Annotated in this window: 16 protein-coding genes and 1 tRNA gene; 12 read left to right on the top strand and 5 right to left on the bottom strand. The window is 75.7% G+C overall.

Annotated features, from left to right (window positions below; genetic code table 11):
• The first annotated feature begins 63 nt into the window (after positions 1 to 63).
• Genes fdh through nrfD form a run of 3 tightly spaced genes read left to right on the top strand, consistent with a single transcriptional unit; the run spans position 64 to position 5,296 of the window.
• Positions 64 to 3,333: a formate dehydrogenase gene (gene fdh, locus KJS59_RS00350; RefSeq protein WP_213450153.1), complete on the top strand. Its 3,270-nt coding sequence runs from the start codon at positions 64 to 66 to the stop codon at positions 3,331 to 3,333.
• Complete coding sequence (locus KJS59_RS00345) at positions 3,330 to 4,298, top strand: 4Fe-4S dicluster domain-containing protein (RefSeq protein WP_213450152.1); 969 nt, start codon at positions 3,330 to 3,332, stop codon at positions 4,296 to 4,298. The genes fdh and KJS59_RS00345 overlap by 4 nt, the downstream gene beginning before the upstream one ends.
• The gene (nrfD, locus tag KJS59_RS00340) at positions 4,295 to 5,296 is read left to right on the top strand and encodes an NrfD/PsrC family molybdoenzyme membrane anchor subunit (protein WP_249713747.1); all 1,002 of its coding nucleotides are present in this window, start codon (positions 4,295 to 4,297) and stop codon (positions 5,294 to 5,296) included. Before KJS59_RS00345 ends, nrfD begins: the two co-directional genes overlap by 4 nt.
• 34 nt (positions 5,297 to 5,330) lie before the next feature.
• Here nrfD and selD read toward each other — a convergent pair whose 3' ends face one another.
• Positions 5,331 to 6,359 (bottom strand): selenide, water dikinase SelD, encoded by a 1,029-nt coding sequence (gene selD, locus KJS59_RS00335; protein WP_213450151.1) that lies wholly within the window; start codon positions 6,357 to 6,359, stop codon positions 5,331 to 5,333.
• Positions 6,360 to 6,418: 59 nt separating this feature from the next.
• On the opposite strand from selD, the gene KJS59_RS00330 reads away from it, so the two are divergent.
• The 4 genes from KJS59_RS00330 (at position 6,419) to KJS59_RS00315 (ending at position 10,424) form a co-directional block, all read left to right on the top strand.
• Positions 6,419 to 6,514: transfer RNA gene (locus KJS59_RS00330), tRNA-Sec, on the top strand.
• A gap of 111 nt (positions 6,515 to 6,625) precedes the next feature.
• Positions 6,626 to 7,897: an L-seryl-tRNA(Sec) selenium transferase gene (gene selA, locus KJS59_RS00325; protein ID WP_213450150.1), complete on the top strand. Its 1,272-nt coding sequence runs from the start codon at positions 6,626 to 6,628 to the stop codon at positions 7,895 to 7,897.
• On the top strand, positions 7,898 to 9,658 hold the full coding sequence (gene selB / locus KJS59_RS00320) for a selenocysteine-specific translation elongation factor (RefSeq protein ID WP_213450149.1): 1,761 nt from the start codon (positions 7,898 to 7,900) through the stop codon (positions 9,656 to 9,658).
• Positions 9,659 to 9,845: 187 nt separating this feature from the next.
• On the top strand, positions 9,846 to 10,424 hold the full coding sequence (locus tag KJS59_RS00315) for a hemerythrin domain-containing protein (RefSeq protein ID WP_249713746.1): 579 nt from the start codon (positions 9,846 to 9,848) through the stop codon (positions 10,422 to 10,424).
• Here the strand turns inward: KJS59_RS00315 and KJS59_RS00310 are convergent.
• Both KJS59_RS00310 and KJS59_RS00305 read right to left on the bottom strand, forming a co-directional pair.
• Positions 10,418 to 11,230 (bottom strand): bifunctional 5,10-methylenetetrahydrofolate dehydrogenase/5,10-methenyltetrahydrofolate cyclohydrolase, encoded by an 813-nt coding sequence (locus tag KJS59_RS00310; RefSeq protein WP_213450147.1) that lies wholly within the window; start codon positions 11,228 to 11,230, stop codon positions 10,418 to 10,420. The two genes, KJS59_RS00315 and KJS59_RS00310, sit on opposite strands and share 7 nt — an antisense overlap.
• Entirely contained in the window at positions 11,227 to 11,850 is a 624-nt protein-coding gene (locus KJS59_RS00305; protein ID WP_213450146.1) for a cyclodeaminase/cyclohydrolase family protein, read from the bottom strand. Before KJS59_RS00305 ends, KJS59_RS00310 begins: the two co-directional genes overlap by 4 nt.
• Before the next feature lie 60 nt (positions 11,851 to 11,910).
• On the opposite strand from KJS59_RS00305, the gene KJS59_RS00300 reads away from it, so the two are divergent.
• Both KJS59_RS00300 and KJS59_RS00295 read left to right on the top strand, forming a co-directional pair.
• A complete protein-coding gene (locus KJS59_RS00300) occupies positions 11,911 to 12,246 on the top strand; it encodes a hypothetical protein (protein WP_213450145.1) in 336 nt (111 codons plus the stop codon).
• 102 nt (positions 12,247 to 12,348) lie between these two features.
• Positions 12,349 to 12,666 carry a type II toxin-antitoxin system PemK/MazF family toxin gene (locus tag KJS59_RS00295; RefSeq protein ID WP_213450144.1) on the top strand — a complete coding sequence of 106 codons (318 nt, stop codon included), beginning with the start codon at positions 12,349 to 12,351 and terminating at the stop codon, positions 12,664 to 12,666.
• 7 nt (positions 12,667 to 12,673) lie between these two features.
• Here the strand turns inward: KJS59_RS00295 and KJS59_RS00290 are convergent, their stop codons facing one another.
• The gene (locus KJS59_RS00290) at positions 12,674 to 13,690 is read right to left on the bottom strand and encodes an aldo/keto reductase (protein ID WP_213450143.1); all 1,017 of its coding nucleotides are present in this window, start codon (positions 13,688 to 13,690) and stop codon (positions 12,674 to 12,676) included.
• 240 nt (positions 13,691 to 13,930) lie between these two features.
• Between KJS59_RS00290 and KJS59_RS00285 the strand changes: the two genes are divergently transcribed.
• Positions 13,931 to 14,989, top strand: a complete 1,059-nt coding sequence (locus KJS59_RS00285) for a glycosyltransferase family 4 protein (protein WP_213450451.1) — start codon at positions 13,931 to 13,933, stop codon at positions 14,987 to 14,989.
• A gap of 48 nt (positions 14,990 to 15,037) precedes the next feature.
• Here the strand turns inward: KJS59_RS00285 and KJS59_RS00280 are convergent, their stop codons facing one another.
• Complete coding sequence (locus tag KJS59_RS00280) at positions 15,038 to 17,803, bottom strand: LuxR C-terminal-related transcriptional regulator (RefSeq protein ID WP_213450142.1); 2,766 nt, start codon at positions 17,801 to 17,803, stop codon at positions 15,038 to 15,040.
• Positions 17,804 to 18,087: 284 nt separating this feature from the next.
• Here KJS59_RS00280 and dnaK point away from each other — a divergent pair, with 284 nt between their 5' ends.
• Entirely contained in the window at positions 18,088 to 19,968 is a 1,881-nt protein-coding gene (gene dnaK / locus KJS59_RS00275; protein WP_213450141.1) for a molecular chaperone DnaK, read from the top strand.
• Positions 19,961 to 20,404: a nucleotide exchange factor GrpE gene (locus tag KJS59_RS00270; protein WP_213450140.1), complete on the top strand. Its 444-nt coding sequence runs from the start codon at positions 19,961 to 19,963 to the stop codon at positions 20,402 to 20,404. Before dnaK ends, KJS59_RS00270 begins: the two co-directional genes overlap by 8 nt.
• The last annotated feature ends 48 nt before the right edge of the window (positions 20,405 to 20,452 follow it).

Genomic DNA, 20,452 nt, shown 5'->3' with positions numbered 1-20,452 from the left:
GCGCGGGTCCGGGTGGTGGCATAGGGTCGACCTGGTCAGTGATGATCGGTCCCGGGAGGTGGCATGGACGTCCGCACCTTCATCGCGGGCTGGCCGGTGTACCGGCAGCTCACGGGCGCCGATCCGCTGGGCCGTGGGGCGGCGGCGAAGTCGAAGGGTTCGGCGGAGCTGGTGGCCCGTACCGAAACCGCCGACCGGGTGGCCCGCTCGGTGTGCCCGTACTGCGCGGTCGGCTGCGGGCAGCGGGTGTTCGTGAAGGACGAGCGGGTCGTCCAGATCGAGGGCGACCCGGACAGCCCGATCTCCCGGGGCCGGCTGTGCCCGAAGGGTTCGGCGAGCAGGAGCCTGGTGACGGGCCCGCTGCGGCAGAAGAAGGTCCTCTACCGGCGGCCGTACGGCACCGACTGGGAGGAGCTGGACCTGGCGACGGCGATGGACATGATCGCCGACCGGGTCGTGGCGGCGCGGGCGGCGACCTGGGAGGACCGGGACCCGGCGGGGCGGCCGCTGAACCGGACGCTCGGGATCTCGGGCCTGGGCGGGGCCACGCTGGACAACGAAGAGAACTACCTGATCAAGAAGCTGTTCACGGCGATCGGCGCGATACAGATCGAGAACCAGGCCCGGATTTGACACTCCGCCACCGTCCCCGGTCTGGGGGCCAGCTTCGGGCGCGGCGGCGCCACCACGTTCCAGCAGGATCTGGTCAACGCCGACTGCATCATCATCCAGGGCTCCAACATGGCGGAGGCCCACCCGGTGGGGTTCCAGTGGGTGGTGGAGGCGAAGGCGCGCGGCGCAAAGATCATCCATGTGGATCCGCGGTTCACCCGCACCAGCGCGCTGGCCGACCTGTACGTGCCGATGCGGGCCGGCGGCGACGTGGCGTTCCTCGGCGGCGTGGTCAACTACATCCTGAGCAACAACAAGGACTTCCGGGAGTACGTGGTCGCCTACACGAACGCGGCCACGATCGTCAGCGACGAATTCCTTGACACCGAGGACCTGGACGGGCTGTTCTCCGGGTACGACCAGGACCGGCGCGTCTACGACCCGCAGAGCTGGCAGTACGCCGGCCACGAGCCGGAGGGCGCCCGGCAGCACGACCACGAGGTGCAGCGCGAGACGGCGAGCCCGTTGCAGCACGAGTCGCACGGCCCGGGCGTCGGGGGCGAGACGGAGCGCGACGAGACGCTCCAGCACCCCAACTGCGTGTACCAGATCCTGAGGCGGCACTTCTCCCGGTACACCCCGGAGATCGTCGAGCGGGTGACCGGCGTGCCGCGGGACAAGTTCCTCGCGGTCTGCGAGGCGTGGACCGCCAACTCGGGGCGGGAGCGCACCACGGCGCTGGTGTACTCGGTGGGCTGGACGCAGCACAGCGTCGGCGTGCAGTACATCCGCACCGGCGCGATCATCCAGTTGCTGCTGGGCAACATGGGGCGGCCGGGGGGCGGCATCCTCGCCCTGCGCGGGCACGCCAGCATCCAGGGCTCGACCGATGTGCCGACCCTGTTCAACCTGCTGCCCGGGTACCTGCCGATGCCGCACCACGCCAACCACGAGACGCTGCGGAACTGGATCGACGCGATCCGCAACCCGGGGCAGAAGGGCTTCTGGGGCAACGCCGAGGCGTTCGCGGTGAGCCTGCTCAAGGCGTACTGGGGCGACCGGGCCACCGCCGAGAACGACTTCGGCTACGGGTACATGCCCCGGCTGACCGGCGACCACGGCACGTACCAGCAGGTCTTCAACATGATCGACGGGAAGGTGAAGGGGTACTTCCTGGTCGGCCAGAACCCGGCCGTCGGCTCGGCGCACGGCCGGGCCCAGCGCCTGGGCATGGCCAACCTGGACTGGCTGGTGGTCCGCGACCTCTACATGATCGAGAGCGCGACGTTCTGGAAGGACGGCCCGGAGGTGGCCACCGGCGAGATCGCGCCGGAGCGGTGCCGCACCGAGGTGTTCTTCCTGCCGGCCGCCTCGCACGTGGAGAAGGAGGGCACGTTCACCCAGACCCAGCGGCTGCTCCAGTGGCGGGAGAAGGCGGTGGACCCGCCGGGCGAGTGCCGGTCGGACCTGTGGTTCTTCTACCACCTGGGCAAGCGGATCAAGCAGCGCCTGGCGTCGTCGACGCTGCCGCGGGACCGTGCGGTGCTGGACCTGGCCTGGGAGTACCCCACCCACGGGGAGCTGGACGAGCCGAGCGCCGAGGCGGTGCTGCGGGAGATCAACGGCTACGAGGTGGAAACCGGGCGCCCGCTGTCCGGATTCACCGAGCTGCGGGCGGACGGCTCCACCGTGGGCGGCTGCTGGATCTACTCGGGCGTCTACGCCGACGGGGTCAACCAGGCCAACCGGCGCCGACCCGGTGACGAACAGAGCTGGGTCGCGCCCGAGTGGGGCTGGGCGTGGCCGATGAACCGGCGGATCCTCTACAACCGCGCCTCCGCCGACCCGCGGGGCCGGCCGTGGAGCGAGCGCAAGGCGTACGTCTGGTGGGACCCGGAGCGGGCCGAGTGGACCGGCCACGACGTGCCCGACTTCGAGAAGAACAAGGACCCGGCCTACCGGCCCGTGCCGGGCACCAGCGGCCCGGAGGGGCTGGCCGGCGACGACGCGTTCATCATGCAGGGCGACGGGAAGGGCTGGCTGTACGCGCCCGACGGACTGATCGACGGCCCCCTGCCGACGCACTACGAGCCGGCCGAGTCGATCGTGCGCAACCCGCTCTACGGCCAGCAGGACAACCCGACCCGCAACATCTACGACCGGCCGGACAACCCGCTGAACCCGAGCCCACCGGACCCGGACACGTCGGTGTTCCCGTTCGTGTTCACCACCAGCCGGCTCACCGAGCACCATACGGCGGGTGGGATGAGCCGCACCCTGGCGTACCTGTCCGAACTCCAGCCGGAGATGTTCATCGAGGTGTCCCCGGAGCTGGCCCGGGAGCGCGGGCTCACCCACCTCGGGTGGGCACACGTGGTCACCGCCCGCGCGGTGGTGGAGGGGCGGGTGCTGGTCACCGACCGGCTCGCCCCGCTGCGCGTCGAGGGGCGCACGGTCCACCAGATCTGGCTGCCCTACCACTGGGGCACCACCGGCCTGACCACCGGTGACTCGGCGAACGACCTGTTCGGCGTGACCCTGGACCCGAACGTGCTGATCCAGGAGAGCAAGGTCGGCACCTGCGACATCCGGGCCGGGCGGCGGCCGGCCGGGCGGGCGTCGCTCGCGTACGTGGCAGAGTACCGGAAGCGGGCGGGGCTGCCGGCGGAGCCGGCCCCGCGGTCGAACCAAGGGCGGGAAGGGGAGGAAGCCGGAGCGTGAGCGGTAACAGCCTCTTCGGGCCGCTGGACCCGGCACCGGACGCCGGGTACGCCGACCCGCCGCCGCGGATGGGGTTCTTCACCGACACCAGCGTCTGCATCGGCTGCAAGGCGTGCGAGGTGGCCTGCAAGGAGTGGAACCTCGTCCCCGAGGACGGCCTGAACCTGCTCGGCCTGTCGTACGACAACACCGGCAGCCTGAGCGCGAACACCTGGCGGCACGTCGCGTTCGTCGAGCAGCCGCTGCCGGCCCGACCGGCCGAGCCGCGGGTCTCGCCGATGGGCGCGGGCGAGCGGGAGCCGCGGTTCCTCGGCATGCCCGCGTTCGACTTGCCCGGTCGGGCCGGGAGTGATGGCGGGAACGGTGCCGGTGGCGACGGCCCGGTCCGCGAGCGGACCGACTTCCGGTGGCTGATGTCCTCGGACGTCTGCAAGCACTGCACCCACGCCGCCTGCCTGGACGTGTGCCCGACCGGGGCGCTGTTCCGCACCGAGTTCGGCACGGTCGTGGTCCAGGAGGACATCTGCAACGGCTGCGGGTACTGCATCCCCGCGTGCCCGTACGGGGTGATCGACCAGCGCGCCGGCGACGGGCGGGCGTGGAAGTGCACGCTGTGCTACGACCGCATCTCGGACGGCCTGATGCCCGCCTGCGCGCAGGCGTGCCCCACCCAGTCCATCCAGTACGGTCCGCTGGACGACCTGCGCGCGGCGGCCGCGCGCCGGGTCGAGACGCTGAACGCCAACGGTGTGCCGGAGGCCCGACTGTACGGCCACGACCCGGACGACGGCGTCGGCGGCGACGGGGCGTTCTTCCTGCTGCTGGACGAGCCCGAGGTGTACGGCCTGCCACCGGACCCGGTGGTGACCACTCGCGACCTGCCGGACATGTGGCGCAAGGCGGGGCTGGCGGCGCTGGCGATGGCGGCCGCGGCGGCCGCCGCGTTCCTGGGAGGAGCCCGATGACGTCCGTGGAGCGACGCCCGCGGCGGGGGCCCGGCGGGGACCGGGTCATGGTGCCCCGGGCGGAGTTCCGCTCGTACTACGGCCGCCCGATCCTCAAGCGGCCGACCTGGCGGTACGACATCCCGGCGTACCTGTTCGCCGGCGGCGTCGCCGGCGGCTCCGCGCTGCTGGCTGCCGGCGGCGACCTCACCGGCCGGCCGGCGCTGCGCCGGGCGGGGCGGCTGGCCGCGCTGGGCGCGATCGGCGCCGGCACCTACTTCCTCATCCACGACCTCGGCCGGCCCGGCCGCTTCCACCACATGCTGCGGGTCGCCAAACCCACCTCACCGATGTCGGTGGGCACCTGGATCCTGGCCGCGTTCGGACCGGCGGCCGGGCTGGCCGCGGCCGGCGAGCTGGCCGGGTACCTGCCGCGGCGCGGCGCGCTCGGCCTGGCCCGCCGCGCCCTGCCACCGGCCGGCCGCCTGGCCGGGCTGGGCGCCGCGGCCGCCGCGCCGGCGCTCGCCACGTACACCGGGGTGCTGCTCGCGGACACCGCCATGCCGTCCTGGCACGAGGCGTACCCCCAACTGCCGTTCGTGTTCGCGGGGAGCGCGCTGGCCAGCGGCGCCGGCGTGGGCCTGCTCGCCGCGCCGCCCGAGCAGGCCGGCCCGGCCCGTCGGATGGCGGTGGCGGGCGCCGCCCTGGAACTGGCCGCGGCGCACCGGGTGGAGACGCGGCTCGGGCTGCTGAGCGAGCCGTACCGGACCGGCAAGGCCGGCCGGCTGCTGCGCACCGGGCGCGCCCTGACCGCCGCCGGGGTGGCCGGCGCGCTGCTCGGGCGGCGCAGCCGGGTGCTGTCCGCGCTGTCCGGCGCGGCGCTGCTCACGGCGTCGCTGGCGACCCGGTTCGGCATCTTCGAGGGCGGCATCGCCTCCGCCGTCGACCCGAAGTACGTCGTTGTCCCGCAGCGGGAGCGGCGGGCCGCGCGGGGGCCGAAAACGAGCACCGACACGTAGCCGCGGACGGAGGCCCCCACCGAACCGGGGAAGATCACCTCAGCACGATCGTGACCCCGTCGGGCCGGGCGGGCCGCAGGTCGCCGACGACCGGGTGGCCGGGCACCTCGCCGGCCACCAGCAGCCCGCCGGAGGTTTGCGCGTCCGCCAGCAGTAGCAGGTCGTCCTCGGCGACGCCGCCCGCCGCCAGGTGCGGGCGCACCCAGTCCAGGTTCCTTCTCGTGCCGCCGCTCACGTAGCCCCGGGCGAGGGCATCGCGCGCGCCATCCAGGTACGGGACCGCCCGCGCGTCGAGGTACGCGGTGACGCCGCTGGCGCGGGCCAGCTTGTGCAGGTGCCCGAGCAGCCCGAAGCCGGTCACGTCCGTGGCGCAGGTGGCGCCCTTCTCCACCGCGGCCCTGGCCGCGTCCCGGTTCAGGGTGGTCATCGCCGCGACCGCCTGCGGGAACACCTCGCCGGTCGCCTTGTGCCGGCTGTTCAGCACGCCGATGCCCAGCGGCTTCGTCAACGTCAGCGGCAACCCCGGCCGGCCCGCGTCGTTGCGCAGCAGCCGGTCCGGCTCCGCCAGGCCGGTCACCGCCATGCCGTACTTGGGCTCCGGATCGTCCACACTGTGCCCGCCGGCCACATGGCACGCGGCCTCGCGCGCCACCGCGACGCCGCCCCGCAGCACCTCCGCCGCCAACTCCATCGGCAGGACACCCCGGGGCCAGCACAGCAGGTTCACCGCCACCACGGGCGTACCACCCATCGCGTACACATCGGAAAGCGCGTTGGCGGCGGCGATGCGCCCCCAGTCGTACGCGTCGTCGACCACCGGGGTGAAGAAGTCGACGGTCGCCACGACGGCCGCCGACGGCATGATCCGCACGACCGCCGCGTCGTCGCCGCCGTCCAGCCCGACCAGCAGGTCGTCGTGGCCCTCGGCCGCGGGCCCGCCGCCGGTGATGCCGGCGACCACCGCCTCCAACTCGCCGGGCGGAATCTTGCACGCACAGCCGCCGCCGTGCGCGTACTGGGTGAGTCTGGTCGGCTGCCCCGTCTGCGCCTGCGTGGTCGTCATGCCCCGACTCTGTCACCTCACCGGGCGCGTCGGCAGGGGTTACGCGTTAGGGTGCCAGCGGAGGCGTTCAGGTGGCTGGTGCCCCTCCCGGTCTTCAAAACCGGTGTGACCCGGGACCCGGGTCAGGCGGGTTCGATTCCCGTCCGCCTCCGCCACGTCATGTCCACCGCCGCCGTCCGCCGCCGCCGATAAGGCCGGGCGGCCGGGCCAGCAGGGCGGGGCGACGAAACCGGCGACGCTGGTGACCTTGCGGAAAGGATGGTCGGGTGACCGATCCGCGGCGGCGGGTGCCGCGTACCGATGTGGTGCTGGCCGATCCGCGCCTGGCGGGTCCGCTCGCCCGGCTGGGGCGGGCGGCCGTGAAGGGCGCGGTCGGCGTGGCGCAGGAGCGCGTGCGGCGGGGGGAGATCGGGCCCGAGGCGGTGGTGGCGGCGGCCCTCGACGCGTTGCCGGCGACCGGGCTGCGGCCCGTGATCAACGCGACCGGGGTCGTGCTGCACACCAACCTGGGGCGAGCGCCGCTGTCGGCGTCGGCGGTCGAGGCGGTGGTGGGGGCGGCCGGGCACACGGACGTGGAGTTGAGTCTGGCGGACGGGCGGCGGGCGCGCCGGGGGCGTACGGCGCTGGCGGCGCTGGCGGCGGCGGTGCCGGACGCAGCCGCCGTGCACGTGGTGAACAACGGGGCGGCGGCGCTGGTGCTGGCCGCGACGGCGCTCGCGACGGGGCGGGAGATCGTGGTGAGCCGGGGCGAACTGGTGGAGATCGGGGACGGGTTCCGCCTGCCCGACCTGCTGGCGAGCACCGGGGCGCGGCTGCGCGAGGTGGGCACCACGAACCGGACCACACTGGCGGACTACGCCGCCGCGGTCGGCCCGGAGACGGGGTTCGTGCTGAAGGTGCACCCGTCGAACTTCGTGGTCACCGGGTTCACGTCAGCCGTACCGGTGAACCGGCTCGCGACGCTCGACGCGCCGGTCGTGGTGGACATCGGTTCGGGGCTGCTCGGGCCCGACCCGCTGCTGCCGGCGGAGCCGGACGCGGCGTCGGCGCTGCGGGCGGGGGCGGCGCTGGTCACCGCGAGCGGGGACAAGTTGCTCGGCGGCCCGCAGGCGGGGCTGCTGCTGGGCGCGGCGGCGCTGGTGGAGCGGCTGCGGCGGCACCCGCTGGCCCGGGCGCTGCGGGTGGACAAGCTGACCCTGGCGGCGCTGGAGGCGACGCTGCGCGGGCCGGGCAACCCGACCTGGGAGGCGCTGCGCGCCGATCCCGAGGGGCTGCGGCGGCGGGCCGAGGAGATCGCGACGCTGGGCGGCGGGGTGGCGGTGGCGAGTGTCTCCGTCGTGGGTGGCGGGGGAGCGCCCGGTGTGGAGTTGGCGTCCTGGGCCGTGGCGCTGCCCGAGCGGTATTCGGTGCCGCTGCGGCTGGGCGACCCGCCGGTGCTCGGTCGGGTGGAGAAGGGCCGGCTCCTGCTGGACCTGCGCTGCGTGCCGCCGGGCCGGGACGCGGACCTGGTCAAGGCGATCGCCGCGGTGGGGGGCTAGGTGCACGTCGTCGCGACCGCCGGGCACGTGGACCACGGCAAGTCCACGCTGGTCCGGGCGCTGACCGGAATGGAGCCGGACCGGTGGGCGGAGGAGCGCCGCCGGGGGATGACCATCGATCTGGGCTTCGCCTGGACCCGGCTGCCGGCCGGCGGCACCGTGGCGTTCGTGGACGTGCCGGGGCACGAGCGCTTCGTGCCGAACATGCTGGCCGGCGTGGGGCCGGTGCCGGCGGCCATGATCGTGGTGGCGGCGGACGAGGGGTGGATGCCGCAGTCGGCGGAGCACTTGGCGGCGCTGGACGCGCTCGGGGTCCGGCACGGGCTGCTGGCGGTGACCCGCTCGGACCTGGCCGACCCGGAGCCGCCGATGAAGGAGGCGCTGGACCGGATCGCCGGGACGGCGCTGGGCACGGTCGAGGCGGTCGCGGTCAGCGGCGCGACCGGTGCGGGCCTGGCCGACCTGCGGGCGGCCCTGGACCGGCTGCTCGCCCGCGTTCCCGCACCCGACGGGGAGGCGCCGGTGCGCCTGTGGGTGGACCGGGTGTTCACGATCCGGGGGAGTGGCACCGTGGTCACCGGCACCCTCGGGGCGGGTCGCCTGCGGACCGGCGACGAGTTGGAGCTTGGTGGGCGCCCGGTCCGGGTGCGGGGCCTCCAGTCGTTGGGCGAGCCCGTGGCGGAGATCGGCGCGGTCGCGCGGGTGGCGGTGAACCTGCGCGGGGTGGACCGCGAGCGGGTGGCCCGGGGCGACGCCCTGCTCACGCCGGGGCGGTTCCGGTACGCGGACGTCATCGACGTGCGCCTGCACGGTGAGGCGGTCGCGGACCTGCCCCCGGAGGTGACCCTGCACGCCGGCGCGGCGGCGGTGACCGCGCGGGTCCGCCCGCTGGGTGCGGATACCGCCCGGCTGCGGCTGGACCGGGCGCTGCCGCTGCGCCTGGGTGACCGGGCGCTGCTGCGTGATCCGGGGCGGGAGGGGCCGCGGGTCGCGGGCGGCGTGACCGTGCTGGACGTGCAGCCCCCGCCGCTGACCAGGCGGGGAGCGGCCCGTGCCCGGGCCGCCGAGCTGTCCACCATGGAGGGCCGTCCGGACGGGGCCGCCGAGGTGCGCCGCCGGGGGCTGGTCCGCCAATCGGACCTGGAGCGGATGGGCGTGTCGCCCGTCGCCGCGCCGGTGGCGGGGGAGTGGCTCGCCGACCCGGAGTACTGGGCGGCGCTGCGTGCCCGGCTCGCCGAGGCGGTCGCCCGGTACGCCGAGCGGCACCCGCTGGAGCAGGGTGCGCCGGTCGAGGCGCTGCGGCAGGCGCTGGGCCTGCCGGACCGGGCGCTGGTGGCGGCGCTGGTGGCGCCGCCGCTGGTCGCGCGGGCCGGCCGGGTCGGGCGGGCCGCCCTGGCGGACGCCCTGCCGCCCGCGCTGGCCCGCGCGCTCGACGTCCTGCGCACCGACCTGGCCGCCGCGCCGTTCCAGGCGCCCGACGCGAACCGGCTGGCCGCCCTCGGCCTGGGCTCCCGCGAGATCGGCGCGGCCGTGCGGGCCGGTGCCCTGTTCCGGGTCGCCGAGGGGGTGGTGCTGCTGCCCGGCGCGGTCGAGGCGGCGGTGCGGATCCTCGGTGCCCTGCCCCAGCCGTTCACCACCAGCCAGGCGCGGCAGGCCCTCGACACCAGCCGGCGGGTCGCGCTGCCCCTGCTCGACCTGCTCGACCGGCGCGGCGCCACCCGCCGCCACGCGGACGACCGCCGCGAAGTCACCGGCGGGTAACCGCGACCTCCCGGAGCGCGGCCTGCCCGACCACGGGCTCGCGGGCGGGACCCTTGAGCACAGCCTGCCGGGTACAGCCTGCGGGGCACAGCCTGCCGGGCATGGCCTGCCGGTGCGCGGGGAGCGGCGGCGCGAATCATCCACGCTTCGCGAGCGGGGGGCTGCGAACCCGGGCAGGATGTCCGGTATGGACGACATCACCGCGTTGATCATGGACGACCACCACGCGTTCCGGCTCGGCTTCGCCCGCCTGGACGACGCGCAGGGCGCGGAGGAGTTGGCGGCGATCTGGCAGCCGCTCGCGCTGCACCTGGACATCCACGCCGAGGCGGAGGAGGAGATCTTCTACCCGCAGCTGCTCCGGCGCCGGCCCAAGATCGACCCGGATGCCGCGCGGGAGGGGGGCGAGGAGAAGGGCGGCGGCGACCCGGAGGAGGAGTCCGACGACGCGATCCGGGACCACAACAAGATCCGTGACGCGGTGGCCGAGGCGGGCCGGCACGAGGTGGGCTCCGACGAGTGGTGGCGGGCGGTCTGGACGGCCCGCACCGAGAACAGCGACCACCTGGCCGAGGAGGAGGACGAGGTGCTGCCGGACTTCCGGCGGCGGACCAGCATGGACCTGCGCTACGAACTGGGGGCCAAGTGGCTGCGGTTCTACGGTGAGCACCCGCAGGGCAGGGAGCTGGCCTTCCGGGACAAGGACCCCCGGCGCTACATCGCCGCCAACGAGTCCGCCGTCGAGGAGGTCGCCCCGAATCAGTGACCCGCCGCCGCGAGCGTGTGTCGCAGCAGCAGCGCCGTCGTCACGGGCCCCACGCCTCCCGGTACCGGGGTGAGCGCGGCGGCGTGGTCCGCGCCCGAGGGGTCCACGTCCCCGAGGAGCGCACCGTCCGGGCCCGGGTTGGTCCCCACGTCGATCACGGTGGCGCCCGGTGCGATGTGGTCCGCGCCGAGCAGGTGCGCCCGCCCCACGGCGGCGACCAGCACCCGCGCCCGGGCGCACTCGGCGGCGAGGTCGGCGGTGCGGCTGTGGCAGACGGTCACGGTGGCGTGCTCGGCGAGCAGCAGCAGGGCGGCCGGCTTGCCGACCACCGTCGAGCGGCCGACCACGACCGCCCGGGCGCCGGCCAGCGGCACCCGCTCGTGGCGCAGGATCTCCAGTACCGCCGCCGCCGTGGCCGGGGCGAAGCAGGGCAGGCCGGCGGCGAGCCGGCCGAGGCTGGTCGGGTTGGCGCCGTCCACGTCCTTGGCGGGGTCGATGAGGGCGCCGGCGTCCGCCAGGGTCACGCCGGACGGCAGCGGTGCCTGGCACATGACGCCGTCGACGGCCGGCTCCGCGGACAGCGCCGCGAGGGTGGAGCGCAGGTCACCGGGGGCGGGTCGCACCACCCGGCACTCGATGCGCACCCGGCCGGCGGCCCGCTCGATCGACCGGACGTACCAGGCGGTCGCCTCGTCCGCCGTGGGTACCACGACGGCGAGGACCGGTGCGCGGCCCAGCGCCGCCACCCCGGCGGCGACCCGCGCGGTGATGCCGGCCGCGATGGCGCGCCCGTCGATGAGCCTCATCCGGCGATCCGCTGGCGCACCTCGGCCACGATCCGGTCCGCCTCGCGCAGCGCGGGGGCGTAGTGGCCGACCGCCGCGGTCAGCGCGGCGCCGCGGTCGGTGTCGGTCATCGCGGCCACGTTGACGGTGACGTTCACGCTCGCGGCGTCCAGCGCGGCGCGGGCCGTGGCCGCGGCGACCGCCACGTCCGAGAGCACGTTCACGTTGGCCCCGGGCAGCACCCGGGCCGCCGTGGCGATCACGTCGGCCGCCACGGCCGCGGTGCGCAGCGGCACGTCGGCCGCGTCCGCCAGGGCCGCCTGGATCGCCGCCGACCGGTCGGCCCGCTCCCGCTCGGTGCCCTTCGGCAGCCGGTACGCCTCGGCGACGGCACCGAACGCGGCGGCGTCGTCCTCGGCCAGGCGCAGCGCCGTCTCCCGCAGTTCGGTGGCCTCGGCCAGGGCGTCCGCCATCGTGGCCGCGTGCTCGGCGTACCGGGGCCGACCGACGGTGAGCTGGCAGACCATGGCGACCAGGGCGGCGCCCATGGCGGCGCTCAGCGCGGCGGCCGAACCCCCGCCCGGTGCCGGCGCCTCGGACGCCAGCTCGTCCAGCCACACCTCGACCGGCTGCTCCCGCACTGACCGCTCCCTCGTGGACTAGGCTGCGCTGCGCCCATCCTTTCGCATTGGAGGCCATCAATGCCTAAGGAGCCCGCCGAGGAGGCGCCCGGCGGTTTCGTCAGCGGCGCGGGCCGGGTCGGGCACACCGTGCGCCGGCCGCCCCCGCCGGACCCGAGGTTCGTCCGCCGCCTGCTCCACCACTTCGAACAGTGGGCCTGGCCGGGCGCGCCGCGCTACCTCGGCGTCGACGAGCGGGGCCGGGAGATCCTCAGCTACCTGCCCGGCACGGTCCCCTGGGACCGGCCGGTCACCGGCGAGCCGGTCGCTGGCCAGGCGGCCCTGGTCCGTCTGGCCGAACGCCCTCGCCTGACCGGCCGCCCCGGGCGCCCAGCGCGTCCGCGAACGCCCGGCTGAGCGGGGCCGGCGGCACGACCAGCCGGTGGCCGGCACGGGGGCGCGAGCGTCGATCGGCCGGTCGGCGGGGGCCCGGGTCTAGGATCGGTGCGTGGCTGCGGCATGAACCGGGGCGAGATCTGGACGATCGGCGAGGACGGCACCGACCTGCGGTACCGGGTCGTCGTGCTGTCCGGTGACGCGCACAACGACCGCCCCCGCACGGCACCCTACTGCGCGCCGATCGTCCGCCAGCGCGGCACGACCGACCTGCCCCCGTTCGTGATCCCGCTGACCGAGGCCGACCCGATCTCCGGGGTGGTCGTGGTGAACCGGATGCGGCGCATGCGCGCGGGGGCCGGCGCCGAGCGCATCGGCATGGTGACCGGGGCCAGCATGGCCAGGCTCAGCGCCGCCCTCCGCGACCTGTTCGAACTCTAGGCCGTGCTCACCCCTCGGCCGCGTCGAGCGCGGCGATCTGCTCCGGGGTGAGCTTGACGTCCAGGGCACCCATCGCCGACTCGTACTGCGCGAAGGTGCGCGGGCCCATCAGCGCGACCCGGGTGGGGTCGGTGGCGTTCATCAGCCACGACAGCACCACCTGGTTACCGGTCGCGCCCACCCGGTCGGCGACCGCCCGCGCGGCGGCGATCCGGGCATCGGCGTCCGGGCCGGCGTACGCCCACATCGCCTGGTGCCGGGCCGGGTCCGCCGCGTCGTAGAGCCCCTTGAGGATCGGCGAGTAGGCCACCAGGGTCAGGTCGTCGTGGACCGCCAGGTACTCCACCTGCTCGTCGTCCACGATGGACACGTGGTGCAGGCCGGCCCGGCGGCGCAGGTACGAGTGCTCCTGCTGCACCGCGACCGGCGCCGGCCAGTCGTTCCGCTCGCACAGGTGCCGGATCCGCTCCAGCCGCCAGGTGCGCACGTTCGACCAGCCGATGTGCCGCGCCTTGCCGCTGCGGACGATGCCCGCCAGCGCCTCGAGCGTCTCCTCCAGCGGCGTGGACCAGTCATCGACGTGCACGTAGTACAGGTCGACATGGTCCGTGCCCAGCCGCCGCAGGCTGCCGTCGAGCGCGTCGCGCAGGGTCTGCGCGCCGGCGCCCTGGAAGCGCTTGCGCGCCAGGTCCCAGTTCGCCACCGGCCCGTCGGGCGTGTCCCGGAACAGCTTGTCGGGCTCGCGCACCATCGCGCTGCCCTTGGTGGCGATGAACAGGTCGTCCCGGCGCCCGCGACGCCGCAGCCAGCGCCCGATCAGCGCCTCGCTCTCGCCGCCGGTGCTGGTCGGCCCGCTCCACCAGGCGTAGCAGTCCGCCGTGTCGAGGAACGAGCCGCCGGACGCCACGTAGGCGTCCAGCATCCGCACCGACTCGTCCGGCGGGGTGTCCGTCCCCATCCGCATGCAGCCGAGCGCCAGTTGGCTCACCCGCTCGCCGGTCCGCCCCAGTTCCACGTTCCGCATAACCCCGTGACTCCCTCGTCGTATCCGTGTTGCCGAACGGGTACGACGGTAGGAACTGGAGTGCACTCCAGGTCAAGCGGGCGTGGGTGAGGTCGAAGATCACCCCGGTTGGGGTGGCGGGTATCCCGGGCTAGCCTGGCAATCAGGGTAAATGCCGCATTCTCGTGCGGCGCACCTAGCGCACTTCGTACAGGGGGTGTACGCGTGAACCAGCCGTTGACCGGGTCCCTGCGCATCGCCATGCTGGCTCCACCCTGGTTCGACCTGCCGCCCAGCGGGTACGGCGGCATCGAACAGGTCTGCTCGCTGCTGGTCGACTCCCTGGTCGCGCGCGGCCACCGCGTCACGCTGTTCGGCGCCGGCACCGGCACCCACACGCCGGCCACCTACGCCCGCACGGCCAACAAGACGATGAGCGACCGGGTCGGCCAGACCCTGCCCGAACTCGCCCACGTCGCCCGCGCCGACCGGATGCTGGACGAGACCGAGTTCGACATCGTGCACGACCACACCAACGTCGGCCTGCTGTCCGCCATCCGGCGTGGCATCCCCACCGTCGCCACCGTGCACGGTAACCCGATCGGGGAACTCGGCGACTTCCTCAGCTGCATCGACCGGGAGATCGGGCTGGTGTCGATCTCGCACGCCCAGCGCAACCTCAACTCGGCGCTGCCCTGGGTCGGCACCGTCCACAACGGCTTCAGCGACCCCGAGCCGCCCAAGTCCGAGCCCGGGCGCGGCCCGGTCCTCTGGCTCGCCCGCTTCATCGGCGACAAGGGCCCGGAACTGGCCATCGACGCGTGCCGGGCGGCCGGCCTGCCGCTGGTGCTGGCCGGCAAGTGCAACGAGGAGGTCGAGCGGCGCTACCTCGACGAGGTCATCCAGCCCAAGCTCGGCCCCGACGTGGAACTGGTCATCAACGGCGGCCGCCAGCGGATCCGGGAACTGATGATGCAGGCCCGCTGCCTGCTGCTGCCGCTGCGCTGGGAGGAGCCGTTCGGCATGGTCCTGGTCGAGGCCATGGCCTCCGGCACGCCCGTGGTCACGCTGAACCGCGGCTCCGCCCCCGAGGTGGTCGCCCACGGCCGCACGGGCTTCGTCTGCGACGACACCTCCGAGCTACCCGACGCCCTGCGCCGCACCGTGGACCTCGACCCGGCCGAGTGCGTCGCCCACGTCCGCGACCGCTTCGCCCCGGACGTGATGGCGATGCGCTACGAGCACATCTACCGCCGCTGGGCCACCACCTCCGCGCCGCTGGCCAACCTGCGCGGCCTCCAGTCCGCCACCCTGCGCTGACCCGCCGCGGACACCCCCACCACCCCCACCGGGCGTTGGGGGTGCGGGTCAGAGGAGCTTGAGGTCGCGGGCGCGGCGCACCGCGTCCCGGCGGCGGGTGGCGTCGAGCTTCCGGTAGATGTTGCGCACGTGGGTCTTGACGGTGTTGACCGACAGGCACAGCTCCGCCGCGATCTCCACGTTGGATAGGATGCTCTGCAGGTAACGCAGTACCGTCAGCTCGCGCTCGGTCAGCGGCTCGGTCGGCGGCTCGGCGGTCGTGCCGGTGCCCGGCTCCGACGTGGCGGACCGGGGCGGGGCGGCCGCGGTGAGGTCGCTGACCAGTGGCCAGTACGCCGTCCCGGCGTCGAGGTGATCGACCAGCAGTTCCCGGACGCCGGTGCCGGGCCGGGTGAACGGCCGACGGTACCCCTCGGGCTCCGCCAGCGACAGGATCCGCTCCAGGGCGCGGGCGGCGCGGCGGCGGTCCCCGGCCGCGCGGGCGGCGAGGGCGTCGACCAGGCCCGCGTCGATCCGGACCGGAAGCGGCAGGTCGTTCTCCTCGGACCAGGCCGGCACCGTGCGCGTGGCGGCCTGCGGGTCGCCGTCGCGCAGGTACGAGCGGGCCAGCGCGACCGCCATCCGTTGCGGCAGCGGCGCCCCGGGCGGCACCGCCGCGCGTACGGTGCCCGTGTCGCCGCGCGCGGTGCGCAGGTCCGCCTCGACCGCGGCGGACCACTGCGCCAGGTACGGCGGGGGCGGCCCGGCCTCGCGGGCGGTGCGCAGGGCGGCGTAGGCGGCGGTGAGGTCGCCGCGCTCGGCGTGCAGCAGCGCGCGGACCACGCCCACGGCGGCGGCGAGCCCCGGCTCCCCGGCCGCCCCGGCGTCCGCCGCGGCGACCAGTTGCGCCGCCGCCTCGTCGAGCCGGTCGCGGTAGAGGGCGACCAGGGCGAGCGCCACCGACGCGTACCCGCCGTGCATCGGGCGGGGCCGGCCGGGGCAGGGTGGCGCGTCGAGGGCGGTCCGCGCGGTCCGCTCGGCCGCGGTCAGCGCGCCCCGGACCGCCAGCAGGTAGGCCAGGCGGGCGGTGGCGGCGGTGCGCACACAGCCGGGGCCGGAGCGCTCCGCCGTGCGCCGGGCGTCGAGCAGCGCGGACTGGGCCGCCTCCAGATCGCCGGTGCCCAGCCGGTCGGCGCCGAGGGCGGCGAGGGCCAGCGCCCGGGCCCGGGTGTCCGGCGGCACCCCGGTGGAGCGGCCGAGCAGCTCGCCGGCCCGGGCCGCGGCGGCCGGCGCGTCGCCCCGGGCCCGGGCGACGGCCAGGTGCAGGCCGGCGACCATCACCGCGTACCGGTCCCGGCGCTGCGGCGCGAGCAGGTGCCGGTGGCGCTCGGCGAGGCGCAGCAGGGCGTCCGCGGCGGCCGGGTCGCGGCGGTTCAGCCGGTCCACCGAATAGGCCAGGGCCAACTCCGGGTCGGCGCGGATCGCGTCGACCGGGGGAGCCGGCGCCGGCTCCGGGCCGGGTTCGGCGGGCGCGCAGCTGGTCAGCGCCGGCCAGTGCGCCACCAGCAGCGACGTGGCCAGGTCGTGGTCGCCGCCGCTGAGGGCGTGGCGCAGCGCGTCGCCGGGCAGCCGGTGCGCGGCGAACCAGCCGGCCGCCCGCCGGTGCAGCTCGGCCACCCGGTCCGGCCAGCGGCGGCGCAGTTCGGCGCGGAGCAGGTCGGCGAACATCCGGTGGTACCGGTAGCTGGCGGGCCGGCCGGCGGAGGCGGCCCCGACCGGGATCACGAACCCGTTGCCCCGGGCCAGGTCCGCCAGCAGGCGCTCGCCGCCGACGCCGCCGGTCAGCGCGTCCAGCAGGTCGCCGCTGACCCGGTCCAGGATCGCGGTGCTGAGCAGCGCGTCGCGCACGTGCTCCGGGTATCCGGCCAGCACCTCGCCGGTGAGGTAGTCGGCGATGCCCTGGTCGGCGCCGGAGGGGCCGGGGCCGGACGGCGCCTCGGCCTGGGCGCCCAGCGACAGGGCGGCCAGGCGCAGCCCGGCGGGCCAGCCCTCGGTGCGCGCGTGCAGCCGGTCCAGGTGCGCGGACGACAGCGCCAGGCCGTGCCGGCGGGCCAGCGCGGCGGTCTCCTCGGGCGTGAACGCCAGGTCCGCCAGGCCCAGCTCGGCGAGCTGCCCGCTGACCCGCCACCGGTGCAGCGGCAGCCGGGGCTCGACCCGGCTGGCCAGCACCAGCCGCAGCCCGCCGCCGCAGTGGCGCAGCAGGAAGTCCAGCCCGGCGGCGATGCCCGGGTCCCGTAGCTGGTGATAGTCGTCGATGACGAGGACGACCGGCTCGGCGCGGCGGGACAGCGCGTCGGCCAGCCGGGTGAGGAAGACCGGGTCGGGGCGCGGACCCGGCGCGGGCTCGGGTACCGGCGAGGTGGCGGCGAGCGCCGCCCGCAGGTAGGACCAGAAGCGCCCGTCGTCCCCGGTCGCCGCCGAGAGCCACGCCGCGCGGGGCGTGGGCGGCTCGCCGGGGGCGGCGGCGTCGGGCCCCGCCGGTTGACCCGCGGCCCAGCCGGTCAGCAGGACGGTCTTGCCCCAGCCGGCCGGGGCGGCGAGCAGCGTGACGGCGCCGCGCGCGCCGGCGTCGAGGCGCTCGTGCAGGCGCGGGCGGATCAGCGTGCCGTCCGGCAGCGGCGGGATCGTGAGCTTCGCGGTCAGCAGCGGCAGCGGCCCGGGCGGATGCGGTGCCACCGGCGCCACCGGCGCGGTCGGCGCCGCCGGCCGATCCGGAACGGCGTCCGGGACGCGCTCCGCGAGGACCAGGTGGGACCGGGCTGGTTCCTGCCGCATGGACCTACCCCCCAGGTAAAGCGAGCCTCGCCGGCGGCTGCCGGGCGCGGCGACCGCGGGCTGCGGTAGGGGGCTGTGCGCGGTCGAAGCTATCACCGCGCCGCCGGGCGCGGCGCCGATTCTGCGGCAGCGCACCGCAGGCGGACACACGCGGGGACGCCGTGGCCGCCCCGGGACGGCGCCCGGGCTCACCCCGCCGGGGCGAACCACGTTCACCCGGCACCCCGCCACGATGGCCGCGACGCAGCGCCACCGGCAGCGCCGCGAGGAAGGGGGAGCCGGCCGTGGCCGATACGCCGGAGAAGGCCGTGGGCATCGACCTGGGCACCACCAACTCCGTCATCGCCGCGCTGGACGGCGGCCGGCCCACCGTCATCGCCAACGGCGACGGTCAGCCGACCACGCCGTCCGTCGTCGCCTACACCGACGGCGGCGACCGCCTGGTGGGCCAGTTGGCCCGGCGGCAGGCGATCCTCAACCCGGCCGGCACGGTGCACTCGGCGAAGCGGTTCATCGGGCGCCGGTACGCGGAGGTGGCCGAGGAGGCGGCGGCGGTCGCGTTCGCCGCGGTGCCGGACGACGGCGGCGCCGTGCGGCTGGACATCCACCACCGCCGGTACACCCCGGAGGAGATCAGCGCGCAGGTGCTGCGCAAGCTCACCGACGACGCCGCCCGGTACCTGGGCCAGCCGGTGCGCAGCGCGGTGGTGACCGTGCCCGCGTACTTCGACGACGCCCAGCGCACCGCGACCCGGGACGCGGGCCGCATCGCCGGGCTGGACGTGCTGCGCATCATCAACGAGCCGACCGCCGCCGCGCTGGCCTACGGGCTGCACCACCGCGGGCACCAGACCGTGCTCGTGGTCGACCTCGGCGGCGGCACCCTGGACGTCAGCGTGCTGGACGTGGGCGACGGCGTGGTCCGGGTGCGGGCCACGGCCGGCGACACCCACCTCGGCGGCGACGACTTCGACCGGCGCCTGGTGGACCGGCTGGCCGGCGAGTTCGCCCGCGCCCGCGGCGTGGACCTGCGCCGCGACCCGGCCGCCCTGCAGCGGCTGTCCGAGGCGGCGGAGCGGGCCAAGGTCGAGCTGAGCGAGATCGAACGGACCCAGGTCAGCCTGCCGTTCATCGCGCCCGGCAACGCCACCGGCACCCGCCACCTGAACAGCACCCTCACCCGCGAGGGGCTGGAGGAGTTGACCGCGGACCTGCTGGAGCGCTGCGTCGCGCCGGTGCGCCGGGCGATGACCGACGCCGGGGTGACCGAGGCCGACCTGGACGAGGTGATCCTGATCGGCGGCGCGACCCGGATGCCCGCGGTGCGGGCGCTGGTGCGCCGGCTGACCGGCGACCGGGAGCCGACCATCGTCGAGCAACCGGACGAGGTGGTCGCGCTGGGCGCCGCGCTGCAGGCCGGCATCCTCACCGGCGAGGGGCCGGACGTGCTGCTGCTGGACGTGGCGCCGCTGTCGCTGGGGCTGGAGACGCTGGGCGGGGTGGTGACCCGGCTGGTGGAGCGCAACACCACCGTCCCGGTGCGCCGCGCCGAGGTGTTCTCCACCGCCGAGGACAACCAGCCGGCCGTGGACATCGTGGTCGTGCAGGGCGAACGGGAGCGGGCCGTCGACAACCGGACGCTGGGCCGCTTCCGGCTGGACGGCATCCGCCCCACGCCGCGCGGCATACCCCAGATCGAGGTCGCCTTCGACGTGGACGCGGACGGGATCCTCACGGTCGCCGCGCGGGACCGGGACACCGGCGCGGAGCAGGCGATCGAGATCAGCGACACCAGCAACCTGGAGCGCGGCGAGGTGGACCGGCTGATCGCCGAGGCCAACCGCTACCAGGACCGGGACGCCGAGGTGCGGGAGTGGGTGGGCGCCCGCAACGCGCTGACCGCGATGGCGCAGCACGTCACCGAGCGCCTCGCCGAACTGGACGGCCGGGGCGCCCCGCACGAGCGGGTCCGGGCCGAGATGCTGGCCGAGGAGGCGAGGGCGGCGGTGGCCGAGGACTCCCCGATCGCCCGGCTGCGCGCGCTGTGCATCGAGTTGCAGCAGACGGCGCAGGCGCTGCAGTACCCGCCGTCCACCGCCCGGCCGCGACCACCCGCCGGCCACGCCCTCGGCGCCGACGTCGGGGCGGGTGATGGCCATGCGTGAGGACGCCGACACCCTGCCGGACAAGATGCTGCGGGCGATCGCGGAGGCCGAGAACGCCCGCAAGCGGGCCGACCTGCGTGCCGTGTCCGCCTGCGCCGACGAGCGCGCCCGGGTGGCCGCGGCCTGGCTTCCCGTCCTGGACGACCTGGACCGCGCGGTGGACGCCGTCGGGCACGGCACCGAGGCCGGCAGCGACCTGGCCACCGGCGTGAGCGCGGCCCGTGACCGCGCGGTGGCGGCCCTGCGGTCGCTCGGCTTCCACCGGGACGACGAGACCCGGGTGCCGTTCGACCCGCACCGCCACCACGCCGTCGGCACCACCTCGGACGCGAGCGTGCCGCAGGGCACCGTGCTGGCGGTGGTCCGCCCGGGCTACGGCGACGGGAGCCGCCAACTGCGCCCCGCCGAGGTGGTCGTGGCGGCACCGCCCTTCTGAGCCCCGCCCTTCGCCGCGCCGGGCGGGCCCGGGCGAACCATTCGGCGC

The sequence above is a fragment of the Rhizomonospora bruguierae genome (assembly GCF_018397995.1).
Lineage (GTDB): Bacteria > Actinomycetota > Actinomycetes > Mycobacteriales > Micromonosporaceae > Rhizomonospora > Rhizomonospora bruguierae.
Note: the sequence above shows the minus strand (reverse complement) of the source record. Positions and strands in the feature narration are given on the sequence as shown.

Excerpts from the sequence above, each read along its gene's own strand:
- nrfD (WP_249713747.1), top strand. The coding sequence starts at position 4,295 with ATGACGTCCGTGGAGCGACGCCCGCGGCGGGGGCCCGGCGGGGACCGG.
- selD (WP_213450151.1), bottom strand. The coding sequence starts at position 6,359 with ATGACGACCACGCAGGCGCAGACGGGGCAGCCGACCAGACTCACCCAG.
- KJS59_RS00315 (WP_249713746.1), top strand. The coding sequence starts at position 9,846 with ATGGACGACATCACCGCGTTGATCATGGACGACCACCACGCGTTCCGG.
- KJS59_RS00310 (WP_213450147.1), bottom strand. The coding sequence starts at position 11,230 with ATGAGGCTCATCGACGGGCGCGCCATCGCGGCCGGCATCACCGCGCGG.
- KJS59_RS00300 (WP_213450145.1), top strand. The coding sequence starts at position 11,911 with ATGCCTAAGGAGCCCGCCGAGGAGGCGCCCGGCGGTTTCGTCAGCGGC.
- KJS59_RS00295 (WP_213450144.1), top strand. The coding sequence starts at position 12,349 with ATGAACCGGGGCGAGATCTGGACGATCGGCGAGGACGGCACCGACCTG.
- KJS59_RS00290 (WP_213450143.1), bottom strand. The coding sequence starts at position 13,690 with ATGCGGAACGTGGAACTGGGGCGGACCGGCGAGCGGGTGAGCCAACTG.
- KJS59_RS00285 (WP_213450451.1), top strand. The coding sequence starts at position 13,931 with ATGCTGGCTCCACCCTGGTTCGACCTGCCGCCCAGCGGGTACGGCGGC.
- KJS59_RS00280 (WP_213450142.1), bottom strand. The coding sequence starts at position 17,803 with ATGCGGCAGGAACCAGCCCGGTCCCACCTGGTCCTCGCGGAGCGCGTC.
- KJS59_RS00270 (WP_213450140.1), top strand. The coding sequence starts at position 19,961 with ATGCGTGAGGACGCCGACACCCTGCCGGACAAGATGCTGCGGGCGATC.